The sequence below is a fragment of the Shimia sp. R9_3 genome (genome assembly GCF_017743755.1).
Taxonomy (GTDB): Bacteria; Pseudomonadota; Alphaproteobacteria; order Rhodobacterales; family Rhodobacteraceae; genus Shimia.
The window spans coordinates 129,881-146,208 of sequence record NZ_JAGHRP010000008.1; the positions used below are offsets into that span (position 1 = coordinate 129,881).

Annotated in this window: 17 protein-coding genes; 7 read left to right on the forward strand and 10 right to left on the reverse strand. The window is 61.1% G+C overall.

Annotation, left to right across the window (positions count from 1 at the left end; translation table 11 throughout):
• The first annotated feature begins 12 nt into the window (after positions 1–12).
• The 3 genes from J7412_RS18270 to J7412_RS18280 all read left to right on the forward strand — a co-directional run bounded on the left by J7412_RS18270 (position 13) and on the right by J7412_RS18280 (position 3,794).
• Positions 13–1,167 carry a DNA alkylation repair protein gene (locus J7412_RS18270; RefSeq protein WP_348540511.1) on the forward strand — a complete coding sequence of 385 codons (1,155 nt, stop codon included), beginning with the start codon at positions 13–15 and terminating at the stop codon, positions 1,165–1,167.
• Between the two features lie 91 nt (positions 1,168–1,258).
• Complete coding sequence (locus tag J7412_RS18275) at positions 1,259–2,644, forward strand: sodium:proline symporter (RefSeq protein WP_209080097.1); 1,386 nt, start codon at positions 1,259–1,261, stop codon at positions 2,642–2,644.
• Positions 2,645–2,663: 19 nt separating this feature from the next.
• The gene (locus J7412_RS18280; RefSeq protein WP_209080106.1) at positions 2,664–3,794 is read left to right on the forward strand and encodes an ABC transporter ATP-binding protein; all 1,131 of its coding nucleotides are present in this window, start codon (positions 2,664–2,666) and stop codon (positions 3,792–3,794) included.
• Positions 3,795–3,885: 91 nt separating this feature from the next.
• Here the strand turns inward: J7412_RS18280 and J7412_RS18285 are convergent, their stop codons facing one another.
• Positions 3,886–4,554 (reverse strand): HTH domain-containing protein, encoded by a 669-nt coding sequence (locus J7412_RS18285; RefSeq protein ID WP_209080113.1) that lies wholly within the window; start codon positions 4,552–4,554, stop codon positions 3,886–3,888.
• 187 nt (positions 4,555–4,741) lie between these two features.
• Between J7412_RS18285 and J7412_RS18290 the strand changes: the two genes are divergently transcribed.
• From J7412_RS18290 to J7412_RS18305, 4 genes are all read left to right on the forward strand, one after another.
• Complete coding sequence (locus J7412_RS18290) at positions 4,742–4,960, forward strand: twin-arginine translocase TatA/TatE family subunit (protein ID WP_209065315.1); 219 nt, start codon at positions 4,742–4,744, stop codon at positions 4,958–4,960.
• Between the two features lie 17 nt (positions 4,961–4,977).
• Positions 4,978–5,472 carry a Sec-independent protein translocase protein TatB gene (gene tatB, locus J7412_RS18295; RefSeq protein ID WP_209080115.1) on the forward strand — a complete coding sequence of 165 codons (495 nt, stop codon included), beginning with the start codon at positions 4,978–4,980 and terminating at the stop codon, positions 5,470–5,472.
• A complete protein-coding gene (locus J7412_RS18300) occupies positions 5,469–6,404 on the forward strand; it encodes a twin-arginine translocase subunit TatC (protein ID WP_209080117.1) in 936 nt (311 codons plus the stop codon). Before tatB ends, J7412_RS18300 begins: the two co-directional genes overlap by 4 nt.
• Before the next feature lie 117 nt (positions 6,405–6,521).
• Positions 6,522–7,361, forward strand: a complete 840-nt coding sequence (locus J7412_RS18305) for an ATP-binding protein (protein ID WP_209080119.1) — start codon at positions 6,522–6,524, stop codon at positions 7,359–7,361.
• A gap of 161 nt (positions 7,362–7,522) precedes the next feature.
• Here the strand turns inward: J7412_RS18305 and J7412_RS18310 are convergent, their stop codons facing one another.
• From J7412_RS18310 to J7412_RS18350, 9 genes are all read right to left on the reverse strand, one after another.
• On the reverse strand, positions 7,523–8,740 hold the full coding sequence (locus J7412_RS18310; RefSeq protein WP_209080121.1) for a LysM peptidoglycan-binding domain-containing protein: 1,218 nt from the start codon (positions 8,738–8,740) through the stop codon (positions 7,523–7,525).
• Between the two features lie 126 nt (positions 8,741–8,866).
• Positions 8,867–9,520: a protein-L-isoaspartate(D-aspartate) O-methyltransferase gene (locus J7412_RS18315; RefSeq protein WP_209065310.1), complete on the reverse strand. Its 654-nt coding sequence runs from the start codon at positions 9,518–9,520 to the stop codon at positions 8,867–8,869.
• Positions 9,520–10,302, reverse strand: coding sequence for a 5'/3'-nucleotidase SurE (surE, locus tag J7412_RS18320; RefSeq protein WP_209065309.1), 783 nt, complete (start codon positions 10,300–10,302; stop codon positions 9,520–9,522). Before surE ends, J7412_RS18315 begins: the two co-directional genes overlap by 1 nt.
• Before the next feature lie 187 nt (positions 10,303–10,489).
• Positions 10,490–11,164, reverse strand: a complete 675-nt coding sequence (locus tag J7412_RS18325; protein WP_209080222.1) for an SDR family NAD(P)-dependent oxidoreductase — start codon at positions 11,162–11,164, stop codon at positions 10,490–10,492.
• Between the two features lie 84 nt (positions 11,165–11,248).
• Complete coding sequence (locus J7412_RS18330) at positions 11,249–11,506, reverse strand: hypothetical protein (protein ID WP_209080123.1); 258 nt, start codon at positions 11,504–11,506, stop codon at positions 11,249–11,251.
• A gap of 242 nt (positions 11,507–11,748) precedes the next feature.
• Entirely contained in the window at positions 11,749–12,309 is a 561-nt protein-coding gene (locus J7412_RS18335; RefSeq protein WP_209080125.1) for a DUF2199 domain-containing protein, read from the reverse strand.
• Between the two features lie 7 nt (positions 12,310–12,316).
• Positions 12,317–13,846 (reverse strand): amidophosphoribosyltransferase, encoded by a 1,530-nt coding sequence (gene purF / locus J7412_RS18340; protein WP_209065306.1) that lies wholly within the window; start codon positions 13,844–13,846, stop codon positions 12,317–12,319.
• A gap of 368 nt (positions 13,847–14,214) precedes the next feature.
• Positions 14,215–15,477 carry a TAXI family TRAP transporter solute-binding subunit gene (locus J7412_RS18345; RefSeq protein WP_209080127.1) on the reverse strand — a complete coding sequence of 421 codons (1,263 nt, stop codon included), beginning with the start codon at positions 15,475–15,477 and terminating at the stop codon, positions 14,215–14,217.
• 239 nt (positions 15,478–15,716) lie between these two features.
• Positions 15,717–16,271 carry a CvpA family protein gene (locus J7412_RS18350; RefSeq protein ID WP_209065304.1) on the reverse strand — a complete coding sequence of 185 codons (555 nt, stop codon included), beginning with the start codon at positions 16,269–16,271 and terminating at the stop codon, positions 15,717–15,719.
• Positions 16,272–16,328: the final 57 nt, after the last annotated feature.

Sequence of the window (16,328 nt, forward strand, 5' to 3'; positions counted from 1 at the left end):
AGGGATATAAGTGTGGCGCGAGGTGTTGGTGTGGCTCAGGGGTTTTCACTGAAAGATCATCTGTTTAACGCAGAAAGCATGGCGGATCTGGCGGCAGAATATGCCGCCGGTATTCCCGGCTTTGATGCGGAAGGCTTTCAGGCAGAAACTGTTGCCGGCTTTCCGGAACGTGAGCTCATGGAGCGCATGGAATGGATTGCCGACTGCATCGAAAAACGTCTCGCGCCAGATTTCCCCACCATGGCGGATCAGCTGGAGGCCGCCATGCCCACCGCGCTTGATCCATCGCTGACCGATGGTGATTTCGGGCGCTTCATCCATGCGGTGCCGGGCATTTTGGCGGTGCGCCACGGGTTGGAAGAGCATCGCGACCGCAGCTTTGATCTGCTGCACGCCGCAACACAGCGCTTCTCCATGGAGTTCTACATCCGCCCTTTCCTCAACCGCTGGCCAGAGGAGACCTTCGCCCGTCTGGCCGACTGGGCGCAGGACGAAAACTATCACGTGCGCCGTCTGGTAAGCGAAGGCACCCGCCCCAAACTGCCATGGGCCAAAAAAATCGACATCGACCCGCTTGCCCCCCTGCCGCTGCTCGCCCAGCTGCACAGCGACCCAACCCGCTATGTGACGCGCTCCGTGGCCAACCACCTCAACGACATTTCCAAGATCGACACCGAGGTGGTGGTGCAGCACCTCGCCGCTTGGCAGGCCGACGGCACGCAGGCCGCCAAAGAGCTTGATTGGATGACCCGGCACGCCCTGCGCACCGCTGTGAAAGCGGGCCATCCCGATGCGCTTTCGCATCTGGGGTTTGCCGCTGACGCGCCCGTCACCGTGCAAAACCTCAGCGTCGGCGCTGACAGCATCGTGATCGGCGAGGCGCTCAATGTCGCCGTCACGCTCAGCACAGATGCCCACAGCCCCGTGCCGGTGATTGTCGATTATGTGCTGACCTTCCACCGCCCGGAAGGGAAAACCGGCCAGAAGGTCTTTAAGCTCAAGCAGGGCAAAGTGCCCGCAGGCGGCCGTTTGGATCTGGCCAAGAAACACCCGCTCAAAGCCAACGCCTCGACCTTCAAGCTGCACCCGGGCCCTCATAAGCTTGCGGTGCAGGTCAACGGCAGACAGCTTGCCGAAGTGGCATTTGATTTGGTGGACGCAGGGTAATTCCTTTACAGGCTTTCACGTTTTTGTGGGGCGGCTGGTGCGAACTGTTGCTGCCTGCTAGGCGGAAAGTCTGACGAACTGGGGAAATTCCATGCAGGCCACCGCCATTATCACGATCTTCGCAGCCATCATTGTGCTCAGCCTCTTTGTCGCGCCGCGCCGCGCTTCGGTCGAAGGCTTCTTTGGTGGCCAATCTGTTTCCGGCAACGCGCCACAGCTCTGGACGCTGGTGTTTTCGCAAGTCACCACTTGGATTTTTGCCCGCTCGCTGATGAACGCCGCGATCCTCGGGTTTTACTACGGCATCGCAGGCACGCTCGCCTATGCGGCCTACTACGGCTCTTTCCTCACCGGCGGCTACATCGTCAACCGCATGCGCGCACAAGGCGCGCGCTCGGTGCAGGACTGGCTGACCGATCGCTTCGGCGCGGCAGGCACCACCGCCTATAACGTCGTCATCGCCCTGCGTTTGCTGTCAGAGGTCTTTGCAAACCTGCTTGTTGTGGGCCTGATCTTCTCCGCCGCCTTCCCCGAGGTCGCGAGCGCCAGCACCACCGCCATTCTGGTGGTCGGCATTCTGGCTCTGGCTTATTCCGCTTGGGGTGGCCTTTCTGCCGCACTGCGCACTGACGTGGTGCAGATGAGCCTCTTCCTCGTGGTCTTTGGTGCGGCCTTTGTGGCGCTGATCCTGCGTCCCGGCTTTGACCTCGGTGCCGTTCTGACCGCGCCCGGCGTCTCCGGCCCGCACAATGGCTGGGTGCTCCTTGTGGTCGCCGCGCTGCAGGTTTTCTCTTATCCGGTGCATGATCCGGTGATGATGGACCGCGGCTTCCTTGCGGACCGCGACACCACCCGCAAAAGCTTCCTGCACGCCTTCTGGATCTCCACCCTCTGCATCATCGCCTTTGGCTTCTTTGGCATTCAGGCCGCGCTTGAGGGGGCCGCTTACGAAGGCCAGCTGCTCGGCACATGGTCCACAATGCTGCCAACCTGGGTGTTCACGCTGCTTCTGGTGTCTCTGCTGGTGTCAGCGCTCTCCACACTGGATTCCGCCCTCAGCTCCGCCTCCCGCCTTGTGGTCGAGGAGCTGCGGATTGCGCCGCGCACCCTCATGGGTGGCCGTATCGCCATGCTGTTCTTTGCGGTCGCAGGCGGCGCGCTGACCCTTTGGGGCAATCAGACCCTGTTTGATGCGGTGGCGGTCTCCGGCACGGCCTCGATGTTCCTCACACCGGTGCTGGTTGTTGGCTTGTTGAGCAACCGCACCGTGCCGCTGTGGTCCTATCTGGTGAGCTTTGCTGCCGCCATGATTGGCGCCATGGCCTATATGTTCCGCAGCTCAGAGCTGATTGCAGGCCTGCTTTATGACGGTCACAAATACGAACAGCTCCTGCAAATCTGTCTGATCGTTCTGGTGATCGGTTTTGCCGCTGTGATCCTTGGCAGCCGCAGGGTTGATGCGCGGGTAGGGGGCTGATACATCTGCGCGAAACCCGATGGAAACCCTCGGGGATCGCAAGAGGCCACAGGTGCAGTCGCAGATCGAAACTCCCACACCCCGTCTTGAAATCCGCAACCTACGCCGCCGTTTTGGCAGCCGTCAGGTGGTGGACGACGTCTCCCTGTCCCTGCATTCGGGGCAGGTGACCTGCCTGCTCGGCCCATCCGGCTGCGGCAAATCCACCACCCTGCGCATGATCGCCGGAGTGGACATGCAGGACAGCGGCGAGATCTATGTGGACGGCAATCTGATCTGTGACACGGTCTTCCGCGTCCCGCCGGAGCGCCGCCAGATCGGCCTGATGTTTCAGGACTTTGCCCTCTTTCCGCATCTTTCAGTGGCTGACAATGTCGCCTTTGGCCTGAAAGGCAGCCGCGACGCCAAACGCGCCCGTGTCGAGGAGCTTCTGGCCAAGGTGAACCTCGGCTGGGCCATCGACAAATTCCCGCACATGCTGTCAGGCGGTGAGCAACAGCGCATCGCCTTGGCCCGCGCGCTTGCGCCGCGTCCGCGCATCATGCTGATGGATGAGCCGTTCTCCGGCCTTGATAACCGCCTGCGCGACGGCATCCGCGACGAAACCCTCGCTGTCTTGAAAGAAGAAGACACCGCTGTCCTTCTGGTCACCCATGAGCCTGAAGAAGCCATGCGCATGGCCGATGAAATTGCCCTCATGCGCAACGGTCAAATTGTGCAGCAAGGCGCTCCCTACAACATCTACAACGCCCCCGTGGATAAGCAGGCCGTCGCCTTTTTCAGCGACATCAATGTGATCCGCTCCACCAGCAACGGCGCGCTGACAGACACGCCCTTTGGTCAGTTCCTGACCCCGGGTCTGGAGGATGGCGCACCGGTTGAGATCGTGATCCGCCCTCAGCACCTGAAACTGGATTTTGACCGCGCCGGCCGCGGCCCGCTGCCCACGCCGTCAGACGGCGTTGCGGCGCGCGGTGTTGTCACCCGCGCGCGCTTCATGGGCAACGAAAGCCTTGTTGAATTCAAAATGGATCACGATGCTTCGGATCTGAAAGTCACCGTGCCCAATGTCTTCCTGCCCAAAGAAGGCACAGCGCTCTGGCTAACCATCCGCCGCGACCGCTGCTTCGTGTTCCCGGCGGAAGCCTGAGCCGCGCGGCCCACTTCATTCTGCCAAAAATACTCCGGGCCAAATACGCTGGGGATGAATTGGTGCAGCCAAGAAGGGGCTGGCCCCTTGCCTAACTCTGCGCCTCAAAGTCCCGCAAACTCTTCCCGGGCTCCTCGACAAACAGGCCGGGCAGGGGCGTGATCTCCGTGATCTGATCCACGCGCAGCTCCGCAAAGCCATTGCCGGTTTCATCCCAAACCGCCAACACCCAGACCCGCCCCCAATGGCTCAGCTTCAAGGGCCGCACATCCCGCGCGCTTTCAGAGGTGCGCACATGCAGCTTCTGTTTGCCCCGGATCGCTGTGCGCAACGGCTCCAGATGGCGCAACGCCCGCGCACTCACATCAAAGGGATAGCTCGCAAAACCAAAGCCCTGCGTCACCCCGCCCACCTCTTCTGGCAACATGGCGTCGATCTTGGCGCTCAGGCTTTCCGCCGCCTCCCGCAGCTCCCCTTCCATGCCGGTGCCCACGACCGCAAGCCCGATATGCAGCGCTTCAAGCTCCGCTTCTGTCAGGTTCAGAGGCGGCAAGGTCAGCGCCGCCTGCGCCCGGTATCCTGTGCCGCGCGCGCCCTCGATCGCCACGCCACTCCCCATCAGCGTTTTCATATCGCGATAGACCGTGCGCAAAGAGACCCCAAGTGCCACCGCCAAATCCTCGGCCCGGTGCAGTTGCCCATCGCGTAGCATCTCCATCAGTGACATCAGCCGGTCAGCACGATTTTCCGAGGTTGCCATGGGATGATTCTCTCAATTTCTGCCCTCAAACAGGCAACTGACAGAATAGTGACAAATAGAGCGGAGAAAACCCGCGATTTGACCGGATTTGCACCCGCGCTCGCCTTTTCCGGCGGCGGCTCAGGGGGTAGGTAAAAGACAGATCACTACATTCGGGGCCAACGCCCCACCAAGAAGGAGAGACATCATGGGTATTGGAAACATCGGTCTGCCCGGCATTCTGCTGATCGCGGTTGTGGTTCTGGTGCTGTTTGGCCGCGGCAAGATCAGCGGTCTGATGGGCGAAGTCGGCAAAGGCATCACCTCGTTCAAGAAAGGCATCAACGAAGGCCAGCAGGAGCTGGAAGAAGACGCCGCAGATGCCGCCAAAGACGTGACCCCATCTGACGACAAAGACAAAGTCTGATCTGAGGCCAATCCAATATGTTTGATTTGGGTTTGCCGGAGCTCCTGGTCATTGGCGTTGTCGCGTTGATCGTGGTCGGGCCCAAGGATCTGCCGGTTCTGTTCCGCTCTGTGGGCCGCTTTGTCGGCAAGGCCAAGGGCATGGCGCGCGAGTTTTCCTCCGCCATGAACCAGGCCGCTGATCAGGCGGGCGTCAAAGACGTCACCGACACCATCAAAGGCGCGACTGACGGGCTCAACAAAGTGTCCAATCCGCTCAAAGCGGCCAGCGATGCCTTTGCGGACAGTGCCAATGAGGTGAAGCGCTCCATGAGCTACGAGCCCGGGGCCGAAACCACACGCCTGTCCAAAGAGCGTGCGGAGGCTGCGGAGAAGATCCGTCAGAAATCAGCGGAGATGGCGCAGGCCCGTCTGGACAAGGAAGCTGCCGAGAAAGCCGCCGCAGAGGCCACTGAGTCCTCTGACGCAGGCGCGTCAGACAGCGGGACCGCGCCCAAAAAGGATGATGCATGAGCAACACTGACGAGATTGACGACAGCTCCGCCCCGCTGATCGAGCATCTGGCGGAGCTGCGCACGCGGCTGATCCGCTCCGTGCTCGCCTTCATCGTGGCGATCAGCTTCTTCTTTGTGCCGATTGGCGGGCAGTTCATTGCCGAACATGTGCTGCATTTCCTTGTGGCACCCATTGTCGAGGTGCTGCGGGATCTGGGCGATCCGTCCCCCACGTTGCAGTTCACCTCGCCGCAGGAGTATCTGTTCACCCTGTTCCGCATCTCCATGGTTGGCGGCTTCGCCCTGGCCTTTCCGGTGATCGGCTACCAGCTCTGGCGCTTTGTGGCCCCTGGCCTGTACAAAAGCGAACGCGGCGCGTTTCTGCCCTTCATGATCGCCTCGCCATTCATGTTTCTTCTGGGCGCAACTTTTGCCCAATTGGTCGTGACCCCGCTGGCGATGCAGTTCTTTCTGGGTTTTGCCGATGTGGCATCCGTCTTTGCCAATCTGATGGCCCCTGCGGTTGAGGATGTGCCCGGCACCGTGGCCGCCGCAGCCCCACAGGCAGATGAAGGCGTGCAGATCACCTTCTTTGGCAAGGTCAATGAAAGCCTTGATATCACGCTGAAATTCATCATGGCCTTTGGCCTGTGTTTCCAGCTTCCGGTGCTGCTCACCCTGATGGGTAAAGCCGGTTTGGTCAGCGCCGATGGTCTCGCCTCCGTGCGCAAATACGCCATGGTTGGCATCCTTGTGCTCGCCGCACTGGTTACGCCGCCGGATGTGGTGACACAGTTGATCCTCTTCACAGTGGTTTATGGCCTCTATGAAATCTCGATCTTCCTTGTGCGCCGTGTCGACAAACAGCGCATTGCCAAACTCAAAGAAGAGGGCGTCTATTTTGAAGATGACGAAGAGGCCGAAGACCTCGCCGACATCGACACCAAATAGAGCTCACAATGACCTTTTAGAAACGCGCCCCAATCGGGCGCGTTTTTCCTTTGTGTCATCCCCTTGTTGTTGCGCAAAGAAAATGGTCTGTAACGATATCAACACCGGAGGCTCGCCATGGATGACACCACTTTGACCCGCATCGCCGAAGCGCTTGAGCGCCTGTCCCCCGCGCCGCTGGTCGCGCCGGATTTTGCCGCTGCGGATGGGTTTGTCTGGCATGTGGATCCCGACCGGCTGGAACCGGTTCCGGAGATCAACCGCGTGTCGCTCGATCTGCTTGTGGGTATTGACCGCTCCCGCGACACGCTTCTGGAAAACACCCGCCAGTTTGCCCGGGGATTGCCCGCCAACAACGCACTGCTCTGGGGCGCGCGCGGCATGGGCAAATCCTCCATTGTCAAAGCCGTGCATGCGCAGGTGCTCTCAGAAGGCCACGCGCTCAAAATCGTCGAGCTGCAGCGCGAAGACCTGCCCTCTGTTGCGCGGCTTCTGAGCCTGCTGCGCGCCAGCTCCGAGCGCTTTCTTCTGTTCTGTGACGACCTCAGCTTCAGCCATGATGACCAGCACTATAAATCGCTCAAAGCGGTGCTGGATGGCGGCATCGAAGGGCGTCCGGACAATGTGGTCTTCTACGCCACCTCCAACCGCCGCCATCTGATGCCGCGCGACATGATCGAAAACGAACGCTCCAGCGCCATCAACCCGTCTGAAGCCGTGGAGGAGAAAGTCTCCCTCTCAGACCGCTTTGGCCTCTGGCTCGGCTTCCATCCCTGTTCGCAGGATGACTACCTCGCGATGATTGACGGCTACTGCGCCGCACACGGCCTGTCCGTTGACCCAGAGCGCCTGCGCGCGGAGGCCATCGAATGGCAAGCCACTCGCGGCGCCCGCTCCGGTCGCGTCGCCTGGCAATTCTTCCTCGATCTCGCAGGCCGCGAAGGCGTCAAAGTGTAACGCACACGGCGGCCTGCGCTTCTCATTCGTCAAATATCCCGGGTGAAGTCACAACGCCGTTGTGACGAGGGCAGCGCCCTCTCTGCGTGCACCTGTGTTGTGCGCGCCTCGGCTGCGCAGGCTAAAAACAGCCCCGCCACCAAGCTCAGTCACGCGGCGACTTATTTCAGGTAAGGCGCCGGGTCCACGCTGTCAAAACCATCACGCACTTCAAAATGCACAAAGGCGTTTTCTTCGGGCAGCTGCGCCATGGGCTGTCCGCGTTTCACATTGGTGCCTTTGGACACTTTCACATCGGCAACGTTGTAATAGACCGTCATCAGGTTGTTGGGGTGACGCACCACCAGAATGGTCACATCATCCGCATCCGTGGTGATCGCCGCCACTTTCCCGTCTGCGGCCGCCAAAACCGGCGCACCGGCATCCCCCGCGATGTCGATCCCGTTGTTCTTGCCCTTGGCATAGGGGCGGATGATCTTGCCGGACACCGGATAGCCCATCGCGGCCTGCGACGCGCTCTGTTGCGCGCCCAGATCCGGGCTTTCAGGTTTTGGCGCAGCGGCCACTTTGGCGGCGGTCGCATCATCTGGTAGCGGTTTGGATGCGCTCGGTGGCGTGGGGGTGGGAGAGCCTTCCCCCGGCTTGGTGGTCGCCACGGTCGACACCGCAGCCGGTGCCGGTGCAGCAGCGCTTGGATCGGCTGGCGGGATCAGCAGGATCTGGTTCTCGCGAATGGTGAAATCGCTGCCCAACCCGTTCCATTCCGCCAGCGAGCGCACGGACACATTGTAAAGCCGCGCGATGGTGAAGGCGGTTTCCCCGCGTTTCACCTTATGGCGCACCGGCTCAAGGCCGGTCTGCGCGTTTTCCGATGGGGTTGTGACCGGGGCCGCTGCGGGGGCAAGCGAGCTGGTCTGCACCTCGGTGGTGTTGGCGCTTTCAATCGCCCCACCAGCCAGCGCGGCAATATCCACGCCGCCCGGAGGCACGATCACGCCGGTGCCCCCTGTGGCTGGCGATGGTTCAGCCACACGGTAGGGCAGCACAATCACCTCATCCTGACGCAGCTTCACGTCCGGCGCGATGCCGTTGGTGCGGCTGAGCTCCGCGACGGGAATGCCCACACGGGCGGACACATCCTGCAAGGTGTCGTCCCGCTGGGCCACAGCCACCTGATAGTTCGGATAGGAAATCACACCGCGGTTGTCGGGGTTGGGGCGCTTGGAGGTGGCGGTCAGCGCCGCATCAGAGGTGTCCAGCGCACTGCCCGCCGCATCGCCCCGCAGATCATAGTCAAACCCGCCTTCACAGGCGGCCAGCACGCTTAGGGCAAGTCCTGCGCTGATAAAGCGGGTGCGCTTTGCTTGCAAAAAAACCATCTCGATATCCTCACGTGCGGTACCTTGCGAAGTGGTCTGATGCCATGACCGCTTTGGTTCTGTTTACTACATTGCTGCCCAGATGGGCGACGCTGCCCCCTTTGCCAAGGGGAAAGCCCTGAAAAATCAATCGTTTTCCCGGGCGACACCTTCCAGCAAAGGCACAAAGCGCACCGCCCGCAACTCGTCATAGTCAAACCCGTCTTCGGTGCGCCGCACCCGGATCAAACTCTGAACCGCGTCCGACTGCCCGACAGGCACCACCATGATACCGCCGATCTTGAGCTGCGCCAAGAGGGGCCCCGGCGGGTCCTCTGCCGCGGCGGTGACAATGATGCGATCAAAGGGTGCCTGATCGGGCAGGCCAAAGCTGCCGTCCCCGATCAGTGAGGTGATGTTCACGATGCCCATGGCGTCAAACACGCCGCGCGCCTCATGCACCAGCCGCTTGTGCCGGTCCACGGTGTAAACCCGCCGCGCCAGCTGCGCCAGAATGGCCGCCTGATAGCCCGAGCCTGTGCCCACTTCGAGCACCTTGTCACGTGAGGTGACCTCCAGCGCCTGTGTCATCAGGCCGACAACAGAAGGCTGCGAAATGGTCTGCCCGCAGGCAATCGGCAGCGGGGTGTCCTCATAGGCGCGCTCCGCAAACAGCCCGCGCACAAAGGGGCCACGGTCCACGGCCTCCATCGCGCCGAGCACCGCCGGGTCCGTCACCCCGCGCGAGCGCAGCGCAAAGAGGAACTGCATTTTGCGTTCTGCAAGCGCGTCCGGGTCCATTATTCGATGTCTTTCAGTGCCTTCAGGGCGTCATGCGCGGTCAGATCGGCGCGCATCGGCGTGACAGAGATATAGCCGTCCAGATTGACAGCGGCGTCGGTGTTCTCTGCGGTTTTGACCTGCTGATTGCCGCCTTTGGCCCAGAGGAAACGACGCCCGGAGGGGGATGTGTGCGGCTCCACAGAGAAACAGGTGTCCTGCCGCAGACCCTGGGCGACTACGCGCACGCCTTTCACATCCGCTGCCAGCACGGGGGGGAAGTTGATGTTGTAAAACAGGCCATAGGCAGAGCCGTTTGGCACCTCGGTGGCAAGGATCTTGCGCAGCACATCGGCGCCATGCTGGCCCGCGGCTTCAAACGGATCTTCTGCCGTGTAGTTCTGCGGGCCCAGAAATTGGGAGAGCGCAAAGGAGGGGATGCCCTGCAGCGCGCCTTCTATGGCCGCGCCCAGTGTGCCGGAATAAAGAGCGTTTTCTGCAGAGTTGTTGCCCCGGTTGACGCCGGAGAGGATCAGATCGGGCTGCGCCTCTTTCATCACGTCATGCACACCGGCCAACACGCAGTCCGCCGGGCTGCCCTCGGCGGCAAAGCGGCGCTCGCCCATTTTGGCGATCATGGTGGGGTGGGTGTAGCTGATGCAATGGCCGACACCGGATTGCTCAAAGGCCGGTGCCACACACCAGACTTCGCCCTCTGCTCCGGCCAGCTCGTTGGCGATCTTTTCCAAAACGGCCAAGCCGGGCGCGTTTATGCCGTCGTCATTTGTGATGAGAATGCGCATGGTGCCTGCCCCCAAATCTCGCCGCGTCTCAAGGCCGGAACCTTGCTGATTTGCTTCTGTCTAGTGGAGCGGCCACGGCGGAGCAAGCGCCACAGTCAGCCATGTGGCGCTTGGGGAGGTGACTGGGGAATCACCGTCACACTTCACCTGTCACACACAGGTCGCTTGACTTAGGCAGGCGTCAGGTTCAGAGGTCGAGCTCCGCCATCAGCCGTGCCGCTTCATCGCGCGGATGAGCCAGCGTTGCGCGGTCTTCGCCGGGGAAGAAACGGGCGCGCGTGCCGGTGGGCATGCCTTTGGGCGCAAGGATCGAAACCTTCGGCCCGATGTTTGCGGTTTCCGCCTGCCAGCTCTTGGCCAGCGCGATCTGCGCACCTTTGGTGGCGCCATAAGAGCCGAAAAACTTCTCGCCCGCACGTGGATCGTCAAAGAACACCGCATGGCCCACGTGGCCCAGAAGCGGGCTCAGGAAGGGGATCAAGCGCCCCACGGCGTCCAGATTGATCGCCACGGATTTCTGCCAGTCTTTTGCGTCGATGTGATCTGCGGGTGTGAGCGGCGCACCATGGGCGGCGGTGTGTACCCACAGGTCCACTTTGCCCCAACGGTCATGGATCGAGCGGCACAGCTGTGCCATCGCATCGGCATTGGTGATGTCCATCGGCGCCAGCGTGGCCTGTCCACCCTTGGCCTGGATGCGGTCATCCAGCTCTTCCAGCGCGCCCGTGGTGCGGGCCACCGCAACCACGTGATAATCCGGCGCAAGCGCTTCGGCGAAAGCGGCCCCAAGGCCACGGGACGCGCCAGTGATCAGCGCGATCTTGTCGCCCGAAGGCGCGGAGGAAACTGGAGTATCGGTCATGGCCACTGGAATGCGGCCAATGGGCAGTGAGGTCAAGGGGCAAGCGCTGGCGTCAATGTCGCAGCGCTGCCCCTCAGTTGACCGCTATTTGGGCATCGACAGCCGTGTCGCGCCATGCCCGCTGTTGAGCACGATGCTCTGGGCGTCAATCGCCAGCACCTTGCCAGATGGCGTGCGATCCCCAGGTTGCACGCGCAAGGTCCGGCCGCTGCGCGTCATCAATAAAGCGCGCGGCCGTGTTTGTGATCCCATAACGCCAATCAGCGTCAGTCGAGATCGGTTCTTCAAGACACCGCTCTGTGTGGCCTGTTCGGCCACCTGCGAAGGCGTTCTGGAGGTCATGGGCTATCCCGGTGTGTGAGTGGTGGCGGCCTTATAGAGATAGCTCCGCTGACTGCCACCGCTGAATACCGGGATGTTGGTTAACGAAAGCTGAATGCCGCCGAGAATGCGCGAATGGCCCAATAAAATAAGCGGAATTCAGCCAGCCGGGGGAGGGAGGGTTGGTCTGGGTTGAGGCGTAAATCGCGCCATTCGACCCTGAGGTGAGGCGGCGCCCCAACGAGGCCGCCGAGAGGAAGCAGTTAGAGGTCTGGGCGAATGTCGTTGCCGGTTGCCGCATAGAGATCCAGCAGGGCGTCAAACGTGATTCCCGCCTTTTGCGCCTCTGCCAGCGGCCCGTCATTGAGGCTGAGCCTTGGCCGCTCTTGCGCCCCACCCGCGATCAGCGCGCCCTCAAGCGGGGTCTCGCTTTCAAAGCCGGGGATGTCATTCATCAGCCAGGCCGCACAGCCCTCAAACCCGGGTGTTTCGCCTGTGGCATCGTCGAGATAGCGGTAGAAATCCGCATCCGCCAAATGCGCCCAGATCGCAAATTGCACAGCCTCGTCACTGCCTCTGATCGGCAGCGCCAGCATCGCCCGTACAAACCGCAGCCCGTCACATCGGCAGAGATCGGCAGAGAGCTTGTCTTCGCCAATCTCAAGAACCTCCTGCCCGCTGCCCTGCAAATCGCCATGCGGCCACGGATCCGGATGGTCATAGCCGATGTCGATCAAGCCGCCAAAACTGCGCCCGCTCTTGGGGCTGACCCAGTCCGGGTCATGTAGGCGACGCCAACGGCTATCCAGTGCAAGCAGGCTCACAGGTCGCTCAGCCCTGAGAGGTGGCCAAAGTTGCCCCGTTCCAGCTTGCGCCCGGTGCCGGAGCCTCTTTGATCTTTTTGCTCACGCGGCTGCTGTTTTCCAGATCGGCGAGATATTCTGCGGTCACACCGCCGGTGATGTACTCCCCGTCAAAGCACGAACAGTCAAACCGCGCGATCTCCGGGTTGCCTTCCTGTGCGGCCCAGATCAGGTCTTCGAGCTTCTGATAGAACAGCGCATCCGCGCCCAGTTCTTCGCGGATTTCCTCAATGCTCATGTCATGGGCGATCAGCTCATGTTTGGTGGGCATGTCGATGCCATAGACATTGGGGTGCGACACGGGCGGGGAGGCCGAGGCGATATAGACTTTCTTCGCGCCCGCTTCGCGGCACATCTGCACAATCTTCTTAATGGTGTTGCCGCGCACGATGGAGTCGTCAATCAACAGGATATTGCGCCCATCCATCTCACGCGGAATGGCGTTGAGCTTGCGGCGCACGGATTTCTGCCGCTCTTCCTGACCGGGCATGATGAAGGTCCGGCCCACATAGCGGTTTTTCACCAGCGCTTCGCGGTAGCGGATGCCGGTGGCATTGCTGACTTCCAGCGCCACAGGGCGCGCGCTGTCCGGCACCGGAATGATCGCGTCGATCTCAAGCCCGCTTTCGGCAATCTGCTTGGCAAGGGTCTGCCCCATGCGCAGCTGCGCTTGATAGACGGACACCCCGTCGAGCACGCTGTCCGGGCGCGCCAGATAGACATATTCAAAGATGCAGGGCGTCAACTCGCCCTCAACCGCCTGAAACTCATGTAGGTTGCCATCCATATCCACCAGCAGCGCTTCGCCGGGCTTCACGTCGCGCATTTTCTCAAAGCCATTGATGCCAAAGGCCACGTCTTCGCTGGCAAAGGCATAGTCGTCACCTTCGCCATCTGCGGCGCGTTTGGCCACCGACAGAGGGCGAATGCCATGGGGATCGCGGAAGGCCAGCATGCCAACACCGGCAATCAGGCAGATCACAGAATAAGCACCCTGCACCCGCTCCATGGTCATCTTCACACCGGCAAAGATATTGCGGATCGCATCGCCGCTGCCGTTCACTTTGATCGCGTCAGCCACTTTGTCCGCCAGCACGTTCAGCAGGATTTCACTGTCGCTGGTGGTGCGCAGATGACGGCTATATTTGCCGGTCACCTTCTCGCGCTGCGCATCCGTGTTGGTGATATTGCCGTTGTGCACCAGATAGATGCCATAAGGCGCGTTCACAAAAAACGGCTGCGCTTCGGCCGCGCTCAGGCTGCCCGCGGTGGGGTAGCGCACATGGCCCATGCCCACACGGCCGGTCAGGGTTTCGGCGTCGCTGGCCTGAAACACGTCTTTGACCAGACCATTGGCCTTGCGTTCGCGGAAAAACCCGCCGGTGTAGGTCACAACACCCGAGGCGTCCTGTCCGCGGTGCTGCAACATCAGCAGCCCGTCATAAATCTCCGCAAAAACATCGTCATTGCGATTGGCGATCCCCAGAATTCCGCACACGTGCAGCGCTCCTATCTTCGGACTAGGCTTGGCTAGATTGGGTGGTTAGGCACCTTCGCGACGCATGTGTTTGGCGCTTTTGGAAGGTCGGTGTCTCTGCACGTTGCGCGCGGGGCGCTTGGGTTCGGGTGCAAGTCCACCCGCCGCAAGAGGCGGCTGTGAATGGGGTATGGTTTCGCCCAATGATCACAGAGGTGGCTCCGAATCCCTGTTTCGTGCTGCGCCTGTCTTAAGCGCTCCGGTAATCTATGTCACGAAAGGATCACATTGGTCGGGCCAGAAAGCGTGCCCTGTCGCCGCGTCGTTTTGTTTTTTGATCAAATGGTTAAATTAGTGGCGCGGAAAGGAGGGGAGGGCGGTGGTGAGACCTACTTCGCGTCCACACGCAGCTGCCCAATCCGTTTGCGCACCAAGTCGATATGCATCCGCGCGTGATAAGCGGTCTGCCGATAGGCGGGAGGCAGGCGCAGCTGCGAGATTTTGTGATCCACCGAATCCAGTGCCTTGGCGAGCCGCTTGAGATCCTTGGCGCTTGAGCTGTCGCTGACCTTGGCCTCGATCTCGCGGATGTGGCTGTAGTGTTTCCAGACCTGCCAGCCGCGAAAATAGGAATAGATCATCGGCGCGATCCGCAGCAGCGGTAACAGCAGGAACAGAATGGGCAGGATCAGCAGAAACAGCCGGTTGACCTGCGCCGCCATCCAATAGGGCAGCAGATTGTGCCAGGTCGACGGCCCCGTTTCGATCAATTGGCGCGCCACGTTATTTTCGGGCATGCCAATGCCTTCTGCCACCGGAAACGCCCCGCGCTCTGACAGGATGTCCCGCCCGGCATGCAGCTCTTTGGCGGCCATGGTCAGCCGGTTCACCAGCGCCGGATGCAATTTTGGATCAATCGCCATCTGCGCCTTTAGGGCCAACACATGCTGTGTTTCCGTGGGCTGCACCGGATCAAGCGCAATCGCCCCCACCGGAATATCGACGATATCGGCATACTCCATATGCCGCGCAATCGCCTGCGTGTAAGACAGCGGCAAAAGCGTGATCTCATCAGAATTAAACGCTTGCGACAGGTAAGGGGCCTCAATGCTGCTGACCAAAAACGCCATGTCGAGCCCGCCCGCCTGCAGGGCAAAAATCGACTGCGCCGCGCCCAGCTCAAGCTCTTTGTTGTCCGCCTCAGGCAGGCCAACGGCCTCTCTGAAATCTGCAAAAGCGGCTGCCGTGCCGGAGCCAAGCGCGCCGCGCGAAATCTGCAGATCCCGCCACAACGCGGGATTTGAGGGCAATTGATGATCGCTGCGCACAAGGAACAGCATCGGCTCATAAAACAGGCCGCCAATCGCCTCGGCCTTGCCCGGAGGCACAGTGATCCCGGCCTGCAAAAACGCGGCATCCACCGCGCCAAGCGTCAACAGCTCCGCATTGTCGACCGAACCGTTGGTGTAGAGGATCTGCACGTCAATGTCGTCACGCGCCAGAATATCGCGGTAGCGTTCCGCCATCAGCGCATAGGCACCGCCCCGCGCCCCAGCCGCCAGCGAGAGCGTTTTGGGCGGCAGCAAGACCGACACCACAAGGGCAATACAAAGCGCGACCGTCAGCGTCGTGAGGGCAATCCAAATGCGCATGAAAGGGCTCAAAATAGCTTGTTTCCCCGCACGGTAGCCGCCGTTTGCCCGCCAAACAAGAGGGCGGCGAACAGGCAGACTCAATTGTGGAAATCAGGCCGCGCCGCAAGGAGGGCCTGCGCACGCCGATCAAGCGCCGATGGCTTTTGAAACCGAGATCGGTTGCCCCTACCCATGAAAAAAGCCCGCCACCAACCGGTGCGGGCTTTCAGCAGGACTATGTAGAACGATGTGCTGTCTTACGCCTCGCAGACGCCAACCAGCTGTTCATATTGGGTGGTGATCCAACCCAGCGCTTCCTGTGGGTCGCGGTCGTCAATCTGGCGGGTGATGCGGCTGAACACTTCGGCCGAGCGGCTGTCATCCACCATCGCGATAGACTGGCTGGTGATCACGGTCTCATAGACAAAGAAGGCAATCGCAACCAGCAGGATGCCGCGCAGCACACCGAAGATAAAGCCAAGGCCCTGATCCAACCCGCCCAGTGCAGAGCGCTGCACGATGGAGGAGAACAGCGGCGTGAACAGCGAGACCACCACCAACGACAGCGCAAAAACAGCGGCAAAGGCAGCGATGATCGACAATTCACAGCTGTCGGCCAGATATTCGCCCAGAATGGGCACTTCTTTGACTAGCGGCTGGAGAGATCCGGCAAACATGAAGGCCAGCACAGCGGCGGCAACCCACCCGGCGATGGCCATGGTTTCCCGCACAACGCCGCGGCTGTAGGCCAGCAGCGCCGAAATTACGATGATGCCCGCAACGACGGCATCGATGATGGTGAAACCTTCCATGTAGTCCTGTCCCTTATGACCGGCCCTGTGACCGGCCCCGGTTTGCCTTGCGGCGTC

Excerpts from the sequence above, each read along its gene's own strand:
- tatB (WP_209080115.1), top strand. The coding sequence starts at position 4,978 with ATGTTTGATTTGGGTTTGCCGGAGCTCCTGGTCATTGGCGTTGTCGCG.
- J7412_RS18290 (WP_209065315.1), top strand. The coding sequence starts at position 4,742 with ATGGGTATTGGAAACATCGGTCTGCCCGGCATTCTGCTGATCGCGGTT.
- J7412_RS18350 (WP_209065304.1), bottom strand. The coding sequence starts at position 16,271 with ATGGAAGGTTTCACCATCATCGATGCCGTCGTTGCGGGCATCATCGTA.
- J7412_RS18315 (WP_209065310.1), bottom strand. The coding sequence starts at position 9,520 with ATGGACCCGGACGCGCTTGCAGAACGCAAAATGCAGTTCCTCTTTGCG.
- J7412_RS18310 (WP_209080121.1), bottom strand. The coding sequence starts at position 8,740 with ATGGTTTTTTTGCAAGCAAAGCGCACCCGCTTTATCAGCGCAGGACTT.
- J7412_RS18325 (WP_209080222.1), bottom strand. The coding sequence starts at position 11,164 with ATGACCGATACTCCAGTTTCCTCCGCGCCTTCGGGCGACAAGATCGCG.
- J7412_RS18345 (WP_209080127.1), bottom strand. The coding sequence starts at position 15,477 with ATGCGCATTTGGATTGCCCTCACGACGCTGACGGTCGCGCTTTGTATT.
- surE (WP_209065309.1), bottom strand. The coding sequence starts at position 10,302 with ATGCGCATTCTCATCACAAATGACGACGGCATAAACGCGCCCGGCTTG.
- J7412_RS18280 (WP_209080106.1), top strand. The coding sequence starts at position 2,664 with ATGGAAACCCTCGGGGATCGCAAGAGGCCACAGGTGCAGTCGCAGATC.
- J7412_RS18300 (WP_209080117.1), top strand. The coding sequence starts at position 5,469 with ATGAGCAACACTGACGAGATTGACGACAGCTCCGCCCCGCTGATCGAG.
- J7412_RS18285 (WP_209080113.1), bottom strand. The coding sequence starts at position 4,554 with ATGGCAACCTCGGAAAATCGTGCTGACCGGCTGATGTCACTGATGGAG.
- J7412_RS18305 (WP_209080119.1), top strand. The coding sequence starts at position 6,522 with ATGGATGACACCACTTTGACCCGCATCGCCGAAGCGCTTGAGCGCCTG.
- J7412_RS18330 (WP_209080123.1), bottom strand. The coding sequence starts at position 11,506 with ATGACCTCCAGAACGCCTTCGCAGGTGGCCGAACAGGCCACACAGAGC.
- J7412_RS18275 (WP_209080097.1), top strand. The coding sequence starts at position 1,259 with ATGCAGGCCACCGCCATTATCACGATCTTCGCAGCCATCATTGTGCTC.